12 protein-coding genes and 2 tRNA genes are annotated in these 20,397 nt (G+C 56.9%); 8 read left to right on the forward strand and 6 right to left on the reverse strand.

Going from position 1 to position 20,397, the window contains the following annotated elements; genetic code table 11:
* Nucleotides 1–84 precede the first annotated feature (84 nt).
* From SH661x_RS19915 to SH661x_RS19925, 3 genes are all read left to right on the forward strand, one after another.
* Nucleotides 85–4,689, forward strand: a complete 4,605-nt coding sequence (locus SH661x_RS19915; RefSeq protein ID WP_437225258.1) for a hypothetical protein — start codon at nt 85–87, stop codon at nt 4,687–4,689.
* 463 nt (nt 4,690–5,152) lie between these two features.
* Nucleotides 5,153–6,205 (forward strand): DUF1559 family PulG-like putative transporter, encoded by a 1,053-nt coding sequence (locus SH661x_RS19920; protein ID WP_437225260.1) that lies wholly within the window; start codon nt 5,153–5,155, stop codon nt 6,203–6,205.
* Between the two features lie 560 nt (nt 6,206–6,765).
* Nucleotides 6,766–7,806, forward strand: coding sequence for a PIN/TRAM domain-containing protein (locus SH661x_RS19925; protein WP_437225263.1), 1,041 nt, complete (start codon nt 6,766–6,768; stop codon nt 7,804–7,806).
* Nucleotides 7,807–7,915: 109 nt separating this feature from the next.
* On the opposite strand, the gene SH661x_RS19930 is transcribed toward SH661x_RS19925, so the two are convergent.
* Nucleotides 7,916–9,148: a M28 family peptidase gene (locus SH661x_RS19930; protein ID WP_437225266.1), complete on the reverse strand. Its 1,233-nt coding sequence runs from the start codon at nt 9,146–9,148 to the stop codon at nt 7,916–7,918.
* Between the two features lie 127 nt (nt 9,149–9,275).
* Here SH661x_RS19930 and SH661x_RS19935 point away from each other — a divergent pair, with 127 nt between their 5' ends.
* Both SH661x_RS19935 and SH661x_RS19940 read left to right on the forward strand, forming a co-directional pair.
* Nucleotides 9,276–9,578: a hypothetical protein gene (locus tag SH661x_RS19935; protein WP_437225269.1), complete on the forward strand. Its 303-nt coding sequence runs from the start codon at nt 9,276–9,278 to the stop codon at nt 9,576–9,578.
* Nucleotides 9,579–10,296: 718 nt separating this feature from the next.
* Nucleotides 10,297–11,148 carry a hypothetical protein gene (locus tag SH661x_RS19940; protein ID WP_437225271.1) on the forward strand — a complete coding sequence of 284 codons (852 nt, stop codon included), beginning with the start codon at nt 10,297–10,299 and terminating at the stop codon, nt 11,146–11,148.
* A gap of 179 nt (nt 11,149–11,327) precedes the next feature.
* On the opposite strand, the gene SH661x_RS19945 is transcribed toward SH661x_RS19940, so the two are convergent.
* The 3 genes from SH661x_RS19945 to SH661x_RS19955 form a co-directional block, all read right to left on the reverse strand.
* Nucleotides 11,328–12,743 carry a glycerate kinase type-2 family protein gene (locus SH661x_RS19945; protein ID WP_437231225.1) on the reverse strand — a complete coding sequence of 472 codons (1,416 nt, stop codon included), beginning with the start codon at nt 12,741–12,743 and terminating at the stop codon, nt 11,328–11,330.
* A gap of 61 nt (nt 12,744–12,804) precedes the next feature.
* A tRNA-Thr gene (locus SH661x_RS19950) sits at nt 12,805–12,877 on the reverse strand.
* 125 nt (nt 12,878–13,002) lie between these two features.
* Nucleotides 13,003–13,076 (reverse strand) — tRNA-Val (locus SH661x_RS19955).
* 731 nt (nt 13,077–13,807) lie between these two features.
* Here SH661x_RS19955 and SH661x_RS19960 point away from each other — a divergent pair.
* Entirely contained in the window at nt 13,808–15,919 is a 2,112-nt protein-coding gene (locus SH661x_RS19960; protein WP_437225274.1) for a sigma 54-interacting transcriptional regulator, read from the forward strand.
* Nucleotides 15,920–15,985: 66 nt separating this feature from the next.
* On the opposite strand, the gene folK is transcribed toward SH661x_RS19960, so the two are convergent.
* Both folK and truA read right to left on the reverse strand, forming a co-directional pair.
* Nucleotides 15,986–16,834, reverse strand: coding sequence for a 2-amino-4-hydroxy-6-hydroxymethyldihydropteridine diphosphokinase (folK, locus tag SH661x_RS19965; protein WP_437225276.1), 849 nt, complete (start codon nt 16,832–16,834; stop codon nt 15,986–15,988).
* A 562-nt stretch (nt 16,835–17,396) separates the two neighbouring features.
* Nucleotides 17,397–18,263: a tRNA pseudouridine(38-40) synthase TruA gene (gene truA / locus SH661x_RS19970; RefSeq protein ID WP_437231226.1), complete on the reverse strand. Its 867-nt coding sequence runs from the start codon at nt 18,261–18,263 to the stop codon at nt 17,397–17,399.
* Between the two features lie 199 nt (nt 18,264–18,462).
* On the opposite strand from truA, the gene SH661x_RS19975 reads away from it, so the two are divergent.
* Nucleotides 18,463–19,230, forward strand: a complete 768-nt coding sequence (locus SH661x_RS19975) for an SDR family NAD(P)-dependent oxidoreductase (RefSeq protein WP_437225278.1) — start codon at nt 18,463–18,465, stop codon at nt 19,228–19,230.
* Nucleotides 19,231–19,280: 50 nt separating this feature from the next.
* Entirely contained in the window at nt 19,281–20,336 is a 1,056-nt protein-coding gene (locus SH661x_RS19980) for an NAD(P)-dependent alcohol dehydrogenase (protein ID WP_437225280.1), read from the forward strand.
* Nucleotides 20,337–20,397 lie beyond the last annotated feature (61 nt).

Genomic DNA, 20,397 nt, shown 5'->3' on the forward strand with positions numbered 1-20,397 from the left:
CGCAGCGGGCGCCCAGTGAGGGCAATTATGTTTACATCCAGTCAGTTCCCGAAGCTGAGCCGAAGTCCTCGGAATGGAGACGCTGTGAATGCTCGCAAGATCCGTCCCGCCCAAGTCGAATCCGTGAACCGTCAGGGGGGAGCGGTCATCATCGTGGTGGTGTCGCTGCTGACGACGCTGCTGTTCCTGGGACTCTTCTTCTACAACTGGACCAGCCAGGAAGTGGCGAACGCCCAGTACTTCTCCAACTCTCAACTTGGATTCGCCACCCGGCTAAATCCTGAACCGCTCTTCGATGCCGCTGCCGAACAACTCATCGTCGGCACCAGCAGCAGTTATCCTTACAGTGCGCTGCGTGGCGGCGTGCATTCGATGCTGGCACATCAGATCGGCCGCATCGATGAGAACCTGGCCCCGACGGACACCAATCCCGGGTCCGGAAACGGCATCGTCGTGCGATTTACAGACGCAGACAACAACGGCTACCCGGACATCAATCCGTCAACCGGCGGTTTCAATCTGCCGGATGACTATCAATTCATTTACCACAACGGCGATCGCAACAATCCTCAGTCAACGACGCTGAACATCAACACGTTCCGCTTCAACCATGGGCCCTTAGCCCAGGACAACGCGAACTTCGACGCATTCAATCAGCCGACGCTTCCGCTGCCGTACTATCAACCAGACGTCGACTACACCTACCCGGACCATAACTCTCTGTTCCTGGGATACGAGACCACGACGATCGATCCCACCGACTCCAGCAATCGCGCGATTCATGTGTTGATCCCCTCCTTCTTCCGGCCACAGCTGTTTCCGTCGCTGCGTTCCAATGACGACTCGGGAGATTTCTCATCGCTCTACAGCAACGTGGCCACCAAGGCTCAGGTGTTTCGGCCGCATCAGTTCCATCGCTACCAGAGCGGTGAAGAACGCTACCTGACAACTGCGGGAACCCCAGCCAACAGCGGGGATCGGTCACGAGTTCTCGGAGCGTTCCCATTTCCGGCCGCCGGTGTGAACGCGAAGATGGGAGTCTTCAGCGACATTACCTCAGGAGCTGCCAGCAAGAACTACACGTTCCTGGACACGGACCTCGACAACGATGGAATTAAAGACTCCATTTACATTGACCTCGACCTGCCGCTGCAGACCATCAACGGCGATCAGGAATATATGCCGATGGCCTCCATCAAGGTGATCGACGCCGATGCGTTGATCAACCCGAATGTTCACGGGAACCTGCAGGGCTATGGCCGCCTGTCCCGCACCCCCAATGGAAACGAGCCTGTCTCCACTTCGAATCTGGGGATGAGCCGGAGTGAGGTGAACCCGCTGCCGGCACTGTCGGCCGACCTGAGTGTCCTGAGCACTGCGGAACAGACCGCTGCACTGGCCAACTCGACAGACAAGTTCGGAGTGAGTGCCGCCAATACGATGCAGCTGGCAAACATGGAATGGCTGATGATGCTGACCGGCTGGGATCCGACCTCGGGAGAGTCAGAGACTCTGGGGCGATACGGAGACCGCGATCGGCTGACTGCGATGCAACTGCCGCTGGCAGGACAACCGCTCACGGATGACGACGGCGACAACGCCTCCGTGGGAGGCTTCGGTCAGGTGCGAACCGCCGATCCCGATCTCCTGAATCTTCCCGTGCCCGGCTTCGTCCATCCGCTGTCTCCCATCGGAATGGGAATGCGAGGCTATTCCAGTGATACGGGTTCGTATCTGGTGAATTCGAGCGGCAACCTGGGAGCCCGACGGATTCCCGGTTTCCCCGTCGCGTCCAACCCCGCCATGTGGCCTCAGTATTTCAACTTTCAACAGCTCACTGCCAGCGATTACCCCAGCAGCCTGATGCAGACGACACTGACTGCAATTCAGCAGGATGAGGATGACGAAACGATCATCGAACCGGGCAGCTCACTGTACGGACAATACGATGAGCCGTTCAGCACATCCGATTCGGCCTTCCTGCAGTTGAGCGATGGGGATCAATATCGGGCTGGAGTCTCTTCACGGCTGGCAACACTTGCAGCTGCAAATTTTCAGCACGCTCCCAACGCAGCTGAAATTCGCAGACGCTTCACGACCGATTCCTGGGACCGCCTGGAATACGGATACGCGGCTCCCCTCGACCGATTGTCAGAGCGGGGACTCGTGGCCAACGACCAGTTCCCTCCGATCTTCAACGCAACATCGGGAGTTCAGCCGTTTCGCAAGGAAATCCGCGACCTGTTTCACGCCAAGTTTGGAGAGGTCGACACATTCGGAAGCAACCGGACTCATCCTCGTCACCGCCTGAACATCAACCAGATCCTCTCGGACGACCAGACCGGGGGAGGAGGAGCTCCGGCAATCGTCAACGGGAATCCTCGTTATCGCAATCTGGTTCCACACCCGGACACCCTTTCGGGCGCTGGTTCTCTGAGTCCCATGTATCACGGTGAAGGCACTCCTCCTGTGGCGTTCAGCGATATCGCCTCCAACGTCTTTGCCCAGGAATGGTGGGCTCGGTATGACCGGCAGCGTCTGGCTCGGGATATTTACTGCCTGCTGTGGACGCTGGGTTGCGGCACCAACAGCGACATCACCGTCGGAAATCCATACACCCCGCAGCAGACTCGCGAGATGGCTCAATTCGCGGTCAATGTCGTTGATGCCATCGACCGCGACAGCGTGATCACAGCGTTCGAATACGATGAAGACCTGTCCGATGGATGGAGCCTCACGCCACCTGCCGGAAACGTCGTCTACGGGATCGAGCTTCAGGAAGTCGCCTTCAACGAAGTTCTGTTCATCCGCTCACAGGGAAACAAGTCAGACGACAGCGACAAGACTGAATTCGACGACAAAGGACCCGACGTCTACTTCTCCTATGTCGAATTGAGAAATGCCGCTCCCTGGCAGGTCGATCTTGGAAACGGAAGCTGGCGGATCCGCCGCATCACCCGGGACGCCGCCGGTTCACAGATCTTCAGCGCGACACTGAAAAGTACAGATCCCAGCATGCGTCTGGACGTGGGCGAGGAGTTCCTGATCGGTACCCACTGCGGACGCAACAAGGAAGAGATGGCGGCGGGTTATCGTCCCAGCAACTTCCGTTTTGACGACGGCAGCGGTCAGTTGAAACTGATCTGCCCGAACTATGAAGAAGCGACGCTCGACCTGAACAAGGATTACTGCGACCTGGACCTGATGTTCAGTTACCCAAGTGGAACTCGCACGGAAGAAGGAGTGTACACGACAACAACCTCGCTGTTGAATGACTCAAACGGTACCGGCGTCAACGAGGTGCGACTGGTGCTGGAGCGACGTCTTCGTCCGGACCCGTCCAAGTCATTGACTGACGCCCTGAATCCCTGGGTTGAAGTCGATCGCATTGAAGGCAATATCCGTGAGTTCAACCCTGAATACGATCCAGGTAATCCGACTGAGGCTGCCAGCAGTGGCCTTCCAGCGCTGAAGAGTCAGGAACGCCGCGAGCCGTTCGATTCCGGCATCACGTTCGCCTCATTGACACCGCAGGATTATGCCGGGACGGCTGATCCCAGCGACGGCCTGCACACGCTGCCATACCTGAACCGCGCTGCCCCGGGAAGCGGTCAGCGTCGCAACGAACGGGCTCCCGCACAATTCACCATCTGGCAGCCTCATTTCGACCGGGATCTCTCCTCGGTCATGGAACTGCTGTCGATTCCGCTGTATGGAAACTACGGTCCCGGAATCAGTGGAACATGGAACCGGGCTGCCTTCGGTGGAGCGGTCTACAACGTCGCTGAACCCGGAACAACACTGGCGATGACGGGCCATCGAACTGCTGCCATGAGGCTGCTCTATCCGCAGGATTCGACCGGGGAAGTGGCACTCCCCACCTGGTTCCCGTCGGACTCTGATGTGCCCGGAGCCGAACACTATCGCAATCGATGGTATCGAGCTCTCGAGTTCCTCCATGTGAAGTCCCAGGATGAACTGCGAACGGACGCAATCACGGCCGTGCAGCGAAGAACACCCGGAAAACTGAACCTGAACACAATCCGGGACGAGTCGGTCTTTGCAGGACTGGTTGATGACCCGTATCACATCGACTTCCGAAATGCGTCGACGATGACGCAGGACTTACTGGAAGGGGCGAACCGTCGATGGTTTGTCGAACACAGACGGTTTCGCGACGGCGTGGATCCGTTCCTGGCAGGATCGATCCCGAACGTCACCATTCCCGGGGGTGTCAATGCCCGTCCGTTCCGCCCGCTCAGCTATCTCGATCAGCCGACCCCAGAGGCGGGTGACTACAGCATTCAGAGCACGATCCTTCGTCAGCGAGACCCCAACGGAGACGGTTCCCTGACCGAAGGACACGGACTTTACGAAGCCCGCCACAGCGCAATCGCTGCCTTGGATGCCGTTGATTATCACACTCGCCAGCGGATTCTGAGCAAGATCTCCAATAACTCAACGACTCGAAGCCATGTCTTCTTTGTCTGGCTGGGAATCGACTTTTTTGAAGCGCATGTGAATAACAACAACAATGTCCAGATCGGTGCGAAAGCGGATCCAGAGGTTCTGCCGGGATATCGGATGTTCTGCGTTGTCGATATGTCGCGACTGGAGGAGGCGTATAATCCGCTGACGGGGACGTTTGATTTTCGGAAATTCATCATTCACAGGCAGCTTTTGCCGTAGAATTCCGGTCGAATTTCCGTTTATGGATTGGGATTTGCACGTTTAAAAAGAACATCCAGCCGTAAAGTTTGAATTTTCTGTAAATTGCTGAAATTTCTAGGCTTCTGACTGGATGAGAACCGGGCGGGCAAGGCAGAATTGAGCTTCACCGGCAACACTGCAGCGTTTCGCTACACTCGGTCACAATTTTTGCGGAAGCAGTTGTAGCGAAACGACATTCAGACAGAAACAGGTTGCCCAAAGGTTTTCAATTCTGAATCAATTGTGATGAAATAGGAGAGTTGCTTTTGTGAAGCTCAGAAGTCTTCGCGAAAGATCGTTTTGAAGAGTCGTGGCAGTTTTTTGAGTTCATTTCCCGTTCCGTTTGCCGGTCACCGGCTGATGCAGTCGGAACAAGTTCGATTGTCGATTCCGAAAAGCCCATCCCAGAGTCTGTTCGCACAGCAAGTGGAGAGAGAAAGTTATGAATGTTCGCCTCGCCCAGAAGACACGTAAGCCCCAGCGTGGCGGCTTCACCCTGATTGAACTGCTGGTGGTGATCTCGATCATCGCTGTGCTGGCCAGCCTGATTCTCCCCGGCGTGCAGAACGCCCGGGCCACAGCTCGCCGGATGCAGTGTTTGAACAATATGCGAAACGTCGGCGTGGCTGTTCAGAATTACTCGACCAACAACGGCGGCAAACTCCCTCCGCTGGTCAGTCGCGAAACCTACAGCACCGGCTACGAAGATCTCCCATGGTCGGTTTACCTGCTCCCGTACCTTGAGCAAACCGGTCTGTACGATCGGATTATGGGAAACCTTGCCACCTGGGATAACTCCACGAACCTCAGTTCGAACCTCATCAACATTCCCGTCTACACCTGTGCAGATGACCCCCGTTCGAGCTTGAACGGGACTCTGAGCTTTGTTGCAAACGGTGGATGGTTCCCCGTCGGTAGTAGCGCTGCAATCCCCGCGACAATCGCGACGGATGTAGCACACGGGATTGTGCTGAACGGTTCAATGGATTCGATTACTACGGTCGATAACACAAACGACATCGATTATGCTGCCGGACTTGGTTTGTCCGTGACTGCACCGGCAGACGTTCGACGCGCTCTGGCTGCCACTGGAACAACGTTCCGACAAATCGACTCTCGCGGCATTACGATGACGCCAGAGCAGATCAAAGATGGCACCAGCCAGACCATCCTTCTGTCTGAGAACATTCAGGCGGGGAACTGGAATGACCTGACCACCGGACACATCGCGTTCCTGGTTCCTGTCTCGTACACGAGCTCGGTTATGGATCCGGTCCACTCCACCAGTCTGATCAACTCGAACTTTGCAACCGCAGCCAGTGGTGCAACACCGCGACCATCTTCTTACCACACGCAGGTCGTCAACGTCATCTTCGCTGACGGCAGCGGCCGTAACATCGCTCAGGGGATCGATCAGAGTGTCTATCGCCGTCTGACATCGTCCAACGGCATGGCCCAGTTTGGTGAAGTCCCATTGAGTGGCAACAGCTACTGATAAATCCCTCAGCAAATGTGACACGCTGGCGAAACTTCCAGCAAAAGGGTCACTGTCTAACCAGATTCAGCAGGCTCGGTGGAAACATCGAGCCTGCTTTTTTTGCATCATGGACTACTCCCACGCAGCCCGATGCCTTCCCCTGTATGCCATTCAGCAGATTCCCGTCCCCGTCTTATTCCCGGATCGCAGCGTTGCATCTGGATGCGGTGATCTGTTTGTTTCATGAATTCGCTGAGGATGAGAACCGCGCGGTGGCAAAGCGGTTTCTGCGGTAATATGATCTTGAAGACTCGAGGTCATCTTTGCGCTGTCCCTCCCGTCTGGAGAAATCCGACACGCGGCGCGATTGAGGCTGCGAGCCATGGACAATGCCGGACAAAGGCAGAAGTGAAGATCGGGCAACAATGAACTGCCGGCCCGATCGATGTTGACGACGGCGCCTGACCGAGTCAGCGAAGTGCCTTGCGATGGGCTGTCCATGTCCGTCCTAGATGAAGTCAACGGACTTTGTCTTTCGTCCCGGGCCGTTTCCCTCCTCAGTCCAGACAAGAACGCTCATGCTCCTTTTGATCATCCGCGCCGCCTACATCCTGATCTGTGTCGGCGCGATCGCAACCTTCTGCTTCACCGACGTCGACTCACACCCGACCGTCATCCGTGAAAACCCGGCGACCACCTTTATCCTGATGACCTCCATCGCCATGTCGGTGCTGCTGGTGGATGTGCTGATCCCCCAGAAACGTGTCGACATTGTGTCCGCTGTGTATTTCGGACTGCTGATTGGAACGCTGCTGGCGTACCTGTTCAACCTCGCCTTCCGCCCGTTCTTCTCGATGCATGACCTGTTTGGGAACGAGGGGTACAGCTACTACGTCGCGTTTTCATTATTAACGGTGCTGGTACTTCCGTATCTGTGCATCACGTTCCTGCTGCAGACCAAGGACCAGTTCCGTCTGGTGATTCCCTACGTGGAATTCTCGCGAGAACTGAAAGGAGGACGTCCGTTGATCCTCGATTCCAGCGCACTCATCGACGGACGAATTGCGGATCTGGTCATGACGAACATCGTCGATTCCGAGTTCATCGTGCCTCAGTTCATTCTTCAGGAAGTCCAGGACATCGCGGACAGTCACGACAAGCTGCGACGTGGACGCGGACGTCGGGGACTGGACGTTCTCAAGCGCCTTCAGCAGGATCCAAAAGTCGATATCAAAGTCCACGAAACGGACACCAACAGCACCAAGACCGTCGATCAGCGGCTGGTGGAACTCTCGCGGGAACTGCACGGTCGACTGGTGACCAATGACGTCAACCTGAACAAACTCGCGAGCGTTCAGGGAGTCGATGTGGTGAACCTGAATGAAGTCGCCAACTCGCTGAAGCCCCGGTTCATTCCCGGCGAACATGTCCGCATTCGCATCATCAAAGAGGGCGAAGGGCAGGGACAGGGGATCGGTTACCTGGACGACGGCACAATGGTCGTGGTCGAGCAGGGGACTCGCGAAATGGGCAAAGAAGTCGATACGGTCGTCACCAGCGTGCTGCAGAACAACGCCGGCCGAATGATCTTCTCACGACTCATCGATGGTCAGGTGTAGCGTACTTCTTCGATCAGAGGACGTGGTCGCGCGTGTTGCCGCACTCGGAGGGTGCGGCGTACGTACCTCGCACTCTCCGAGTGCGAGAAGCCCACGCTCTTGATCGAGATCAGAAGACCGAAAGCAGCAGCAGCTGCGCCGTGCGGGCCACCCACTTCCTCTCGTCATCGGAAACCTTCTGTTTCCGGACCATATACCCGGTTTTGGATTTGACCTGAGTCACGAAGAACCGCTGCGTGGCAGACAGTTTGATCCGACCATCATTTTCAGCATCGATCAACTGTTCCGTCACCCGCAGCACAGCCTTCGCCTCTTCCAGTTTCTGATACTCGGGGGCTTCCCACTTCAATTCATCGGAAGTATTTCCCAGGATCTGAACCAGTCCCGTGATCAGCTCAATGATGCGGGTCGCCTTTGGGTAGTCGATACGATCGGGCGTATCTTCAGGAGTGTGGTAGTTCGGGTGCTCGCCAGTTGAGAAGAACAGAAACGGGATCTGCTGATCTCGAAACGGGCCATAGTCGCTGCGGGTGCCGATCATGTCGGCTCCCAGCTGCGCAACTTCCAGACCGGGTCGTTCCGGGGAACTGTTCAACGCGGATCGAATCACGCTGGAGTGTTCAGCACCCATGACGAACACCGTCGGCAGTCCGAGCCCTCCCAGCGACCGCCCGATCATGTCAGCGGTGATGCAGAACTTGATCTGTTCGATTTCAACGGGAGTATGGCCGATGAACCATCTCGACCCCCACAGCAGCGACTCTTCAAAATCGAAGGCAACAAAAGCGACGCTCCGTTTGAGCGGCGCGGATGCAATCTGCTTGGACACTTCCAGCAGCATGGCAACGCCAGAAGCGTTGTCATCCGCGCCAGGGTAAGTCTGACCGTTCCTCACTCCCAGATGATCGTAGTGAGCATTGATCACGATCCATTCGTCGCGAAGGATCGGATCGGTTCCGCGGACGCACCCGCCAATGTTTTCTCCGGGAGGCCCAGGCTCGCCTGTGAAACTGGTCTGCCCGGGAATCGGCTGCACCCATTGGCCGTCGAAAAAGGGCTCGACTCCGTTCTGGTGAAATTCCCGGACGATGTAGTCACGTGCAGCGGCTTTTGCCCGGCCTGAGCGGCCCCGGAGTTCGGGACTCGCCAGGTAGCTGATGTGAGCTCGCACCCGCGCTTCCGCTCGCGGAGGAATCTCCTGAGCAGAAAGAGCACCACTGATGCTGAATACGATTGCCGCAGTCAGAACCACGTTTACCAACCGCATCAACGGAAGTCCCAGTCCGCGCGAGCACTTCCGCGGCAGAAGAATTTCCGCTCCTGATGAATTTTCCGGTTGCATGGATTCTCCTCAGAATTCCTGTTGTACCGTCCGCTTTTAGCCGAAAAACCAAAGGAGTGTCTACATCATCATGCAGCAACTGCTCATCCAGACTGACTCCCCGATTTCGGGACAAGGATTGCGAATTATGTTCAAACGCACACTGATCGCCGGACTCGGCATCGCGGCCGTGGTTGCTGCGGGAGCACTCAGCAGCGGCCACGCAGAAGCGGCTCCCCCGGGACAGCCGACGAACTGGCAGCGTTTCTACCATTATCCGTATGTCTACTATCCGCACAACTTTCAGCAACAGCCTGAAAGCCGGGATCACCTTTATTACCGGTATTCGCAGCAGCAGCAGATCCCGGTCTACAACAAAGACTGGTACAACTTCTACCCGACCAAGAAGCCGTATCACTGGGGCAACCACTACACAATGGACGTGTTCTAGACCAGTTTGGTCTATCATGTGCAGGCGATTCAGGATTTTCACCGCATGAAAGTCCATATGATCGCCTGCGGAACGCAGTCGATTATTCGCAAAACCGTTGTAAAGGCTGCCTGAAGCAGCCGGCTGCGAGACTGTTCCACGAGCTCGCCTGGGGAAGGGCGACTCGAAGCGTTCGCTCTCCTGACGCCGCAGCTGCTGATCATGAGTACAAGGGATGAGAGGGACGAAACAGCCCACTGCCAGCAGGGGGCTGTTTTCGTTGGAACTCAGCGGCCAACACGCTGCGCTAGCATCCTTTCCCAGCTCCCCCAGAGCCACCACACCAATTTCACTATTTTGCCCGGTTCTCCTGCTTTTAATTTGACTCCCCGTGCCGGCAACCTATGGTTCCTGTGTGTGCGGCAACCGCAAATGCGGTCCAAACACTCAAGTCGAGCTAAACACGAAACGCGGCAAGGAAAAGCTGGGAGCTTTGAGGGGACCTTGCCGCGTTTTTTCGCTTTTTCTTCAGTTAGAGCGTTCTACCTGCTCTGACCAGACCGGTTCGACCGCGTCACTCTGTTCTGCCGATTTTGAGGATTACAGAGAAGATCTCCCTGCTCGCCAGCCGATAGAGAATGAAAGTCATTTTCGTGCGGTGTGGCCGGGTGATCCAGAATCCCCCCCAGCGACAACGCAAATCCTGGCTCAATTCCGTCCCACAGATGCCAGTTCCCGCATGTCGTCCATCCCCTTCCGAACAGCGTTCTGGGCATTAGGTCTCGCCTTCACGATGACCGTGATGCTGCTGGTGCCGAATCCTCAAAAGATTCGCATGGCATTGCACGCACGTCGCAATGCTGTGAAGTTCCCATACGAACAGACGCTTGTTACTTCGCTGGATGCTCCAACGGAAGAAGCTCCCGCGGAAGATGCACCAGCAGAGGAAGTATCGGACGCACGAATTGATCTCTCGCCAGTCATGGAATCGGCACCGGTCAGAGTCGCTTCCGCAGATCCCTCAGCGTCGATCGGCCTGGGTGAGTCGACGACAGCTGCAGCGGCACCGGCAAGTCCATCACCTGTCGCCACTCAGGAACCAGAAGCCGCTGAAGCTGCTCCGCTCGACATTCCTGTCCCGGATCCAGTTCATCGCGTCGCTGCCGCTCCGATGCCGGCACCTGAAACCGTGGAAGCTCCGTTGCCGATCACTCGAACAACAGAGCCAACGCCAGCACCGCCACCGTTTCCCGGAGAGGTCGCTGCTGTGATCACTCCTGTGCCTGTCCCTGCGGAGCCGGAGATTGTCAGCGAAGACAGCACGATCTCTATTACGTCCGGGACGCACCCCAAACGCTGGAACATTCGCTTCGAACGAACCGACCTGGAAAGCGCGCTGAAGCTGCTCGCCCGCTATCAGGGATGCACGGTCATTCTCGATCCCGAGCTGCACGGGGAATACACCGGACAGTTTCTCGATGCAGACCCTGCACAGGCGTTCGCGATTCTCGTGAAAACCTATGACTGCAAGGTGAGCCGTCGCGGCAACATTCTGATGCTCGCCCGTCGCACGCAGGACAACTTCCGCTAGCCATTGCTCGGGGGAGTGCCGCACTCGGAGAGTGCGGCGTACGTACTTCGCACTCACCGAGTGCGAGATTCCACACGCTCCATTTTCCCACCACGTGACAGTCGGCAACTGGTCACGCGACGTGCTCTCATCAACGTCGACAACAGCCCCAGTTTCCTTGAAACTGACAGCAGCAAGAATTATCTCTTCAGCAAGCCGACTCGCAGGTCCATGACATTTGTATGCGTGGGGCCGGTCTTCAGAAGGCCGCCGAACTGCTCAAAGAACCGGTACGAGTTATTGACCCGCAAGTAGTCGTTCGGGTCAACCTGGCTGGTACGCACGCGGTTCAACAAATCCGAATCGACGAACGCCCCCGCTGCATCGGTCGGTCCATCTTCACCGTCAGTTCCGCCGGAGACGAGCGCCACGTTGACTGATTCAGCGGGCAGCCATTCCACGCACGCAGCCAGAGCAAATTCCTGGTTGCGTCCCCCCTTCTGCTCCCCCGAAGTCTGAGCCAGCCGGACTGTTGTTTCACCGCCGCTGATATAGCATGAGGGAACGCCTGCTGAACCAGATTCGTGCGCGGTCATCCTGGCTGCAAACGTCCGGCCCGCTGAGGCAGCCTCGCCCGGCTGATCCCATTCTCGAACAGCGATCGCATAACCACGCTGGCGAGCGGCTGTCGCAGCTGCGTCCACAGCGGTCTGATTGTTGCCGATCACCTTGTTCACGACGCGGCAGGTGGATCCAGGAGCGGAATTCCGAAGCTGACGTTCTTCCAGTGCCCGCACGACTGACTCAGGAACGTCAGCGAGATCCGAGGTGAAGTATCGCTTCAGAATCTCCATTGCCTGATGCGGTGAGGTATCGATGGAGACAGTGGGACCGGAAGCAATTGTCTCCAGCGGATCTCCAATCACATCGGAGATGATGATGCCGACAACGAGTCCTCCGCCACAGGCCCGCAGCAACCCGCCCCCTTTGATTGCGGAAAGGCACCGCCGCACGCAGTTCAGTTCACCAATGGTTGCTCCGCGCCTCATCAAGGCCCGGGTGATCTTCTGTTTATCTTCAAGAGAGACTCCGGGGACTGGAGCAGGAAGCAATGCACTTCCCCCACCAGAGATCAGCACGATGCACAGATCGTCTGGGCGGAGTTCCTGGACGAGCTGAAGAATTTCACGGGTTCCCGCGACTCCCGCTTCCGTCGGTTCATTGACTCCGGCAGGTCGGGCACCGTGGAGATGGATCCGCTTCAGCGAACGGACGCAGTCCTCCGGGACGTTGACCCAGCCGGTCGTTCGTGGGAGCCAGCGATCGCCGAGCACGTCTTCGAGTCCGGCAGCCATCCCTGACCCCGCTTTTCCGGCACCGACCACCACAATCCGACTCTCTTCACGCGGCAGCCATGTCGTCCCGGCGAGACTGATTCCACCGTTCCAGGAAAAAACGCTTCGCTGAACGAGCCGAGCGGAATCGACGGCAGCAACGCCAGCTTTCCAGATGTCCAGAGCGTCCTGCAGCAGGCTGGGACGTGGAACAGACGGCGATCCCTGTCGGCCAGAATCAGAATCCGCAGCGCCGTCAGAAGAGGTCGAAGGAGTTGGAATTCTAAAATCCTTTGCGAAGGAGAATTCCCGGGAGCAGCCCCCCCGATGCCAGAAATCCGAAAGCCACCGGTCGGAGTCGAACCGACGACCTACGCTTTACGAAAGCGTCGCTCTGCCAACTGAGCTACGGCGGCGAGACTGTCTCACTTGCGCGAACGCAGGGGGCCGAAGTGCATCGCAAAATGCGATACAAAGCATGGCACCGAAACAACTTATCCGAAACTCCAAGGCTGGAGTTCCGGATCCTCCAAAATCAAAATGCGCCCGACAGGACTCGAACCTGTGACCTCATGCATGTCAAGCATGCACTCTAACCAACTGAGCTACGGGCGCTTGGGTGGGAACTGTAACTGCCTGCGAAGGACCGGTCAAGCCGGTGGGGAGCTTCCACTGGCGTTCTTTGGCAAAGCCATCTGACGGTCCAGCAAAAAAACACCCGCGATCCTGGTGAGGATCGCGGGTTCTCCATGTCTCGGGGGTTAAGAATTCGCCTCTTTTTTTCTTAATAAAAAATGGTCCGAATGGGTGACATGGGATCAACGGGAATAATCTTCCTCGACAAGTTAGCAAACGGTGGTCCAATATAACGCGCGTGAGGAAAAAATACATTCCGAAACAGGTTTATGCCTCATTTCACACAACTTTTAAACTTTTAGCAGCATCAATCCTGACCACCAGGACAGCAGGTGTACTAGAATGATGCAGGGCAATTCGACTCATTTTTGAGTCTGGGTGCAGCAACGGGCCAAAGTCGTGCTGAAAATGCTCCTCGGAACGGCGATTGCACCGGGGGAGTGGAATGAACTGTAACCCTTATATCCGACCGGCTATATCAACATTCCACCGAACAGCTGGAATGAACGGTTTCCCTGTCAGCGAACTCGACAACTCACGACATGTCACGTGCGGACTCGCCATGTGGCTCAACGAACTCGAACTCATCAAACCTCGATGACGCGTTCCCGTCCGTGAATCCTGTGGTGTGCAATTCAATGCCACAGCCAAGCGTCTGAAATGGTGCGGACATCAGGTCCCCCAGAGATCTCCCTCAAGCAAGTACTATTATGGATTCTGTTGAAGCGACCCGGTTTGACGGACGCAGCTCCGCTCCCGCCTACTTGATCGTCCATCGGGGTGACGCGAGGCTGGAGGTTGTTGATCTGGCAGCCGGAGGGACATTCACGGTCGGCCGTGCCCACACAAATCGGGTGGTGCTGCCGGATGCAAAAAGCAGTCGGGTCCACTGTGAGATTTTTTTGCGGGGCGGACAGTGGATGCTCCGCGATCTGGGGAGCCGCAACGGGGTCACGATCGATGGCGTTCGCATCGACGGCGACACTCCACTCGAATACGGCAACACCGTCGGAGTGGGGACCTGCTTCCTGCTGTTCACCGACCGGCCGGACGTCAATGGAAATTCCTCCCGAGGGGGGAACTTCGCCACACGCACTTCAGACGCCGGCTACGAAATCATCGAACGGAAGTCGGGGACGCAGTACGATTCCCTCGGCGGCCTCGAGAGGACCAAGCGCCGCGTCGATGACGCTTCGTCGCTCTTTCAGCTGGCGCGTGCCATGGCCGCCAGCAACAACGAACCCGATCTTTGCCGCACCGTCCTTGACGGACTGGTCCTGCACACCGGCGCGAGTCTGGGTGGGATCCTGACTGTTCCCAAGGGAGATCAGGACCCGGATCTGGAAAAGCTGGAACCGCGTGCGATCGTGGGTGACCGCCCGCCGTCCATGTTCTCCACCTTCCTCACGCGCATCGCACTTGATGATCAGGATGCCATTCTCGCTCATGACATTTCCCAGCACGAATCGCTCGCATCCCAGAAGAGCCTGTCTGCGATTAAAGCAGAAAGCGCAATCTGCGCGCCGATTCGTCATTCCGGCAATGTCCTGGGGGTGATCCACCTCTACGCACTCGACGGGGATGCTCCTCTCACCCAGTCTGGACTGGAATTTGTCCTGGCGGTTGGAGATCAACTTGGGGACCAGCTGTTCGCACTGCGGGAGAAGCAGGCGCTGGAAGCTGGATTGGGACTGGCCCGACAGCATGTCGTCGAACTTCAAGACCAGCTTGAAGTGGGGAGCGAACTGGTCGGACAGAGCAGTAAGCTCGAAGAGCTGCGTCGATCCATCGCCCGTGTGGCCCCGACTGATGCCCTGGTTCTGATTCGCGGGGAAAGCGGTGTCGGGAAAGAACTGGTCGCACGGGCCGTCCACTTCAACAGCCAGCGGAAGAACGGTCCTTTCGTCTGTGTGAACTGTGCTGCCCTCACGGAAAGCCTGCTCGAAAGTGAACTGTTTGGACACGAGAAAGGGGCCTTTACCGGTGCCTCGGCACGGCGCTCGGGGAAGTTTGAGCAGGCCAACGGCGGGACGTTGTTCCTGGACGAAATTGGTGAGATGAGTCCGGAGATTCAGGCGAAGTTTCTCCGCGTTCTGGAAGGCCAGGCCTTCGAGCGGGTCGGAGGGGGAGAACCGATCCTCGTCGATGTCCGCGTCGTCACCGCAACCAACCGTGATCTCGAAGAGGCGGTCCGCGAGAAGCGATTCCGACGCGACCTCTTCTTTCGCCTGCAGGTGATCGAATTAGTTGTCCCGCCACTGCGACAGCACCCGGCGGACATCCCGGCCATCGCTCAGTACTTCCTGGATCGATTCGCCGCGCAGGCGCACCGGCGAATTCGTGGCTTCAGTGCATCGGCGATTCAGAAGCTGCAGAAGCATGACTGGCCGGGAAATGTCCGTGAGCTGAGAAACGTGGTGGAGCGGGCAGTGATTCTGGGAGACCAGGAGATCCTCAGCCCCGAAGACATCGTCCTCACGAGATTGCGACTCGATGCTGACGAAGATGCCGGTGCACCCCCAGCGCCCCCGAGTTCGCCCCCCGTGGCTGCGGGCATGGAGACCATTGTCGATCCGGTTGTGGACCTGTGGGGAAGCTTCGTTCAGAAGAACACGACGCTTGATGAAATCGACCGGTTTTACATTGAAGCTGTGCTGCGAGCCACGGATTGGAACAAGTCCAAGGCCTCGCGCATTCTCCAGATTGAACGGACAACGCTTGACCGGCGTTTGAAGAAGTATGGCATCGGTCGCCCCGGCGGCGGGCCTGATGAAGACGAGGATTTTGAAGAGCCGATGGGCGACACCGAAATTGGCGAATGATGAATAGAACCGCGAATGGAGCGAATTCATCGAATTTCCAGCCAGAGGTTCTCTCACTCAAAACGCTCAACGACTCTCCAGCAATTGGGGTTCATCCAGCGCGGCGCGGAGGATCTGTTTCGCGGTCTCGACAGCGTTCGCGTGAGACAATGTGATCGCCCGTGGGTTGACTGATGCACATTGGGACAGCGTGCTCGAATCACAAAGCTCGACATCGAGGGGAACATCGGGAGACTGACGTTCCCCATCTTCCGGGATGATCCGGACATCGCTGTGCGTGAACTCATGCTTGATCATCTCCGTCACCAGAGCAATGAGCGGTTGGACAAGATTCACGCCGACGTCAATTGGTCGCTTCAACAACCGACTTTGCATCTCCCGGACAGTCTCCAACAGCACGGGATGCTTCCAGTCCGGTGCAATTTCACACCAGGGATCGAGCACGAACCGGCGATACCAGCAGGCGGGATGGGGGACGAAAAGAGTTGAGGGTTGAGGGTTGAGCGTTGAGGGAGAAATACTGAGAGAATCGTTTTCTGCGGGCCCCGTTGGCAGCTGACTGCTGTCTGCTGACCGCTCACCCTCTGTATGATTGATCACTTCATCGCCGTAGCTGATGATATCCAGGTCCAGCGTCCGCGGGCCCCAGTGGAGTGTGCGGACGCGTCCTAGATCGGCTTCGATCTGCTGCAACTTTCGCAACAGCTCAATCGGTGAACAGTCGACACTCAGGAGAGCGGCCGCATTGATGTAATCGCTTCCCGAATTCGTCCCGATGGCCCGGGTGACATAGTTCGAACTGACGGCCACAACTTCCACGCCAGAGAGGCTTCCCATGGCAGTAACTGCCCGGTGGAACGTTTCACAGACGTCCCCGAGATTCCCCCCCATTGCGATCGCAGCGATGTTGGTCATGGATTAATGACTATGAATCAAATCTATGAGACAGGTGTCGTGAAGCTCTCACATCTCGACTGGAGTTGAAACTCTGCATAAAACCTACGGCGACCTTTGTTCCAACATTTTCCATGTCGTCTGATTGCAATTTTATTCATATCTGTCGGAGTGCTTTTCCCACTGAACTTTCCATCCGAAATTGATCCGATTCCGGAAAGCGAGACAGGCTCCGTTGTCTCGAATTTGAAGACTGCAACGGATTTCACAAACTCACATTCTCTCTCTCGCTCCTACGATGCTGAAGCAACCCGTAGATGCCCATCATCCACAAGTTCATTTTTAACAAATCGCATATTCCTCCGGGACGGAAGTCAGTGCGTGTTACTGGAGAATGAATGGGAATGGTGACAGGGGACTGGCAGCCTGGTTCACGAGGGTGGCTGAGGAAGATCAACAAATGATTGACTTTTACGGGCACCATGACAATTGCATTTCGTGAGACAGTTCTTGTCGCGAGTGCAGTACTCAACCAAAGTGGGACGCCACATCATTGGTCCGCACAGCGGACCCTACGGCGAGGTCATTCGAGTCCCGCAGGGGGGCCGCCCCGTTCGTCTCGATCGTTATACTTCACCTGCACCATAAACAGACCGCACGCGGGAGCGGTTCCTCCAGCGACGGATCGATCCTGAGCCTTGAGAATACGCTGGACGTCTTCCCTGGTCCAACTCCCTCGACCGACGTAGACCAGTGTTCCTGTGATCGTGCGGACCATGTTGTAAAGGAAGCCATCCGCTTCGATCTCCAGGCAGATGAACTCGCCGTCGCCCGCAGGTGGTCGGTTGACCTGAGCCTGCAGCGAGAGAGGAGTAAACAACTCTGAAGCGTGCCGTCGCTGAAGGGTGATTTCCATCACCGTCCGGACGCTGGTTGCTTTGTTAGGCCAATGCGATTCGAAGCTGCGGAAGTCATGCGTCCCCAGCAGGCACTGGGCAGCATCCTGCATGGCGTTGACGTCCAGTTCCTGTCCGATGCGCCAGCTGTAACGCTGCATGAAAGGGTTGTCGACGACGCTGTTCAGGATCACGTACCGGTAACGTTTGGAGTGTGCCCAGAAGGTCGCATGAAAGTCCGCGGGGACTTCATCGGATTCGAGGATGACGATATCCGGTGGCAGATGAGTCTGCAGTGCGGGTCGCCATTTGTCAGCGGGAATTCGTGAGGTTGTCGGGAAGTTGACGACCTGTCCCAGCGCATGCACTCCTGAATCGGTCCGTCCAGCACACAGAAGCCGGACCCGTTCTCCAGTCATTTTCTCGATGGCAGCTTCCACGCAGCCCTGAATCGTGACCTGATTGGGCTGCACCTGCCATCCTGCATATTCCGTCCCGTCATAGGCGATTCGCAGGCGGATGTTTCTGGTTGTGGGCGTATTTATGTTGAAAATCCCTTTGTTTCACATGATTCGACTGGAGTTTCCTCCGTCATCGGGGAGATGAAAGCATGTCCGCCGCCCTCTCCATTTTCGAGGTCGGAACCTGTCCGAAAAATGACTTTCCGGAAAGCCACCCATGCATCGCCGCCGGGCGTTCCAGACTTGCCGAGCAGCAGCATAGACCACCCTTACAAAGATGTAACGCGAGACCATGAAAAACACAGCCGTCCCCTCTCAAGTTTTCATCACAGGCGTCAGTTCCGGAATCGGCCTGGGACTGACCAGGGAATATCTGCGACAAGGCTGGACGGTCTATGGCGTGAGCCGGCACGCTCCCGAACTGGGAAAGAACGAACGGTTCAAGTTCGTCCCCTGTGACTTGAGTCGCGATCGTGAAATTGCCCCCGCTCTCAAACGTCTCCTCGCTAAAGTCGATCATCTGGATCTGGTGATTCTCAACGCCGGCCAACTCGGCGACTTTGGAGACCTCAAAGATCAACCGCTTTCAGAAATGCAGCGGGTCATGCAGATCAATCTGTGGGCGAACAAGGTGCTGCTTGACGAACTGTTCGCACTGCCGCTTCAGATTTCCCAGGTGGTGGCGATTTCCTCGGGAGCCTCGATTCAGGGGCACCGGGGCTGGGGCGGGTATGCGATCTCCAAAGCAGCCCTGAACATGCTGATCTCACTGTCGGCAACGGAGCATCCCCAGACGCATTTCTGCGCGTTTGCTCCCGGACTGGTCGACACCGCGATGCAGGACCAGCTCTGTTCACTTCCTGCTGATCCCAAGTATCCGGCGCTCGGCATGCTGCGATCCAAACGAGGGACCGCAGCCATGCCCGATGGAGATGAAATCGCCCCGCGACTGGTCGAGCTGTTTCAACGCCTGCCTGTTCTGGTTTCCAGTGGCTCGTTTGCGGACATCCGTCAGCCTCCGCTGGCTGACAATCTGGAAATCACAGGAGCATCGGGGTAATCTCGACAGCCAGGCGCCCGCCGCGATCTCCTCAGCACACAGGAACTTCCATGCAATCTTATGGATATGCTGTTCACAGCGAGTCGTCGCACTTCGCCCCGTTCCGCTTCGAGAGGCGTGACCCCGGACCGCGGGATGTGCAGATCGAAATTCTCTATTGCGGTATCTGCCATTCCGATCTGCATCAGGCTCACAACGACTGGCGAAACTCCATCTACCCGATGGTCCCGGGACATGAGATCGTCGGACGCGTGACTTGCGTGGGCAGCGAAGTGACCAAGTTGAAGGCAGGTGACCTCGCGGGGGTGGGAGTGATGGTCGACTCCTGCCGCCACTGCGAAAACTGCAATGACGGACTTGAGCAGTACTGCGAGGAAGTCCCGACCTGGACCTATAACTCCAGGTCCCGAGACGGCAGCACCACCAACTTCGGCGGATATTCCGATCACATCGTGGTGGACGAGCATTTCGCCTTGAAGGTTCCGGAGTCACTGGACCTGCAGGCGGTCGCGCCGCTGTTATGTGCGGGGATTACAATGTACTCGCCGCTGCGGCACTGGAACGTTCAGCCCGGGCAGAAAGTGGGGATCATCGGTCTGGGGGGCCTGGGCCATATGGGGTTGAAGCTTGCGAGCGCCTTCGGGGCACATGTCGTGATGATCACCACGTCGCTGGAGAAGGCGAAAGACGCACAGCGACTCGGCGCCCATGAGGTTCTGATCTCGAAAGATCCTGATGCGATGCAGAAGCATGCGGGGAGCTTTCATCTGCTCATCAACACCATTCCCAACGGGCATGATCTGAACCCGTACGTCACGCTTCTGAAGCGGGACGGGACCATGGTCGTCGTTGGCGCACTCATGGAGCTGGAGCCGCCGCTGATCGGGGCCAACCTGATCGACGGACGCAAAAGCGTGGCTGGTTCTTCCATCGGAGGACTGGCGGAAACGCAGGAGATGCTCGACTTCTGTGCGAAACACAACATCGTCAGTGATGTCGAAGTGGTCAGCATCCAGGACATCGACACGGCCTACCAGCGCCTGCTGAAAAACGATGTGAAGTACCGGTTCGTCATCGATATGTCGACGCTGCCGAAGCCTGAATAGACAACGGTCCTGAAACACAGAAAGAGCGTGCGAAGTTTTCAAACTTCGCACGCTCTTTTCG

This window comes from Planctomicrobium stercoris, assembly GCF_051465655.1.
Classification (GTDB): domain Bacteria; phylum Planctomycetota; class Planctomycetia; order Planctomycetales; family Planctomycetaceae; genus Planctomicrobium.

Bases quoted from the DNA above. Each gene is read 5' to 3' on its own strand.
- SH661x_RS19920 (WP_437225260.1), top strand. From the start codon at position 5,153: ATGAATGTTCGCCTCGCCCAGAAGACACGTAAGCCCCAGCGTGGCGGC.
- SH661x_RS19925 (WP_437225263.1), top strand. From the start codon at position 6,766: ATGCTCCTTTTGATCATCCGCGCCGCCTACATCCTGATCTGTGTCGGC.
- SH661x_RS19930 (WP_437225266.1), bottom strand. From the start codon at position 9,148: ATGCAACCGGAAAATTCATCAGGAGCGGAAATTCTTCTGCCGCGGAAG.
- SH661x_RS19935 (WP_437225269.1), top strand. From the start codon at position 9,276: ATGTTCAAACGCACACTGATCGCCGGACTCGGCATCGCGGCCGTGGTT.
- SH661x_RS19940 (WP_437225271.1), top strand. From the start codon at position 10,297: ATGTCGTCCATCCCCTTCCGAACAGCGTTCTGGGCATTAGGTCTCGCC.
- SH661x_RS19960 (WP_437225274.1), top strand. From the start codon at position 13,808: ATGGATTCTGTTGAAGCGACCCGGTTTGACGGACGCAGCTCCGCTCCC.
- folK (WP_437225276.1), bottom strand. From the start codon at position 16,834: ATGACCAACATCGCTGCGATCGCAATGGGGGGGAATCTCGGGGACGTC.
- SH661x_RS19975 (WP_437225278.1), top strand. From the start codon at position 18,463: ATGAAAAACACAGCCGTCCCCTCTCAAGTTTTCATCACAGGCGTCAGT.
- SH661x_RS19980 (WP_437225280.1), top strand. From the start codon at position 19,281: ATGCAATCTTATGGATATGCTGTTCACAGCGAGTCGTCGCACTTCGCC.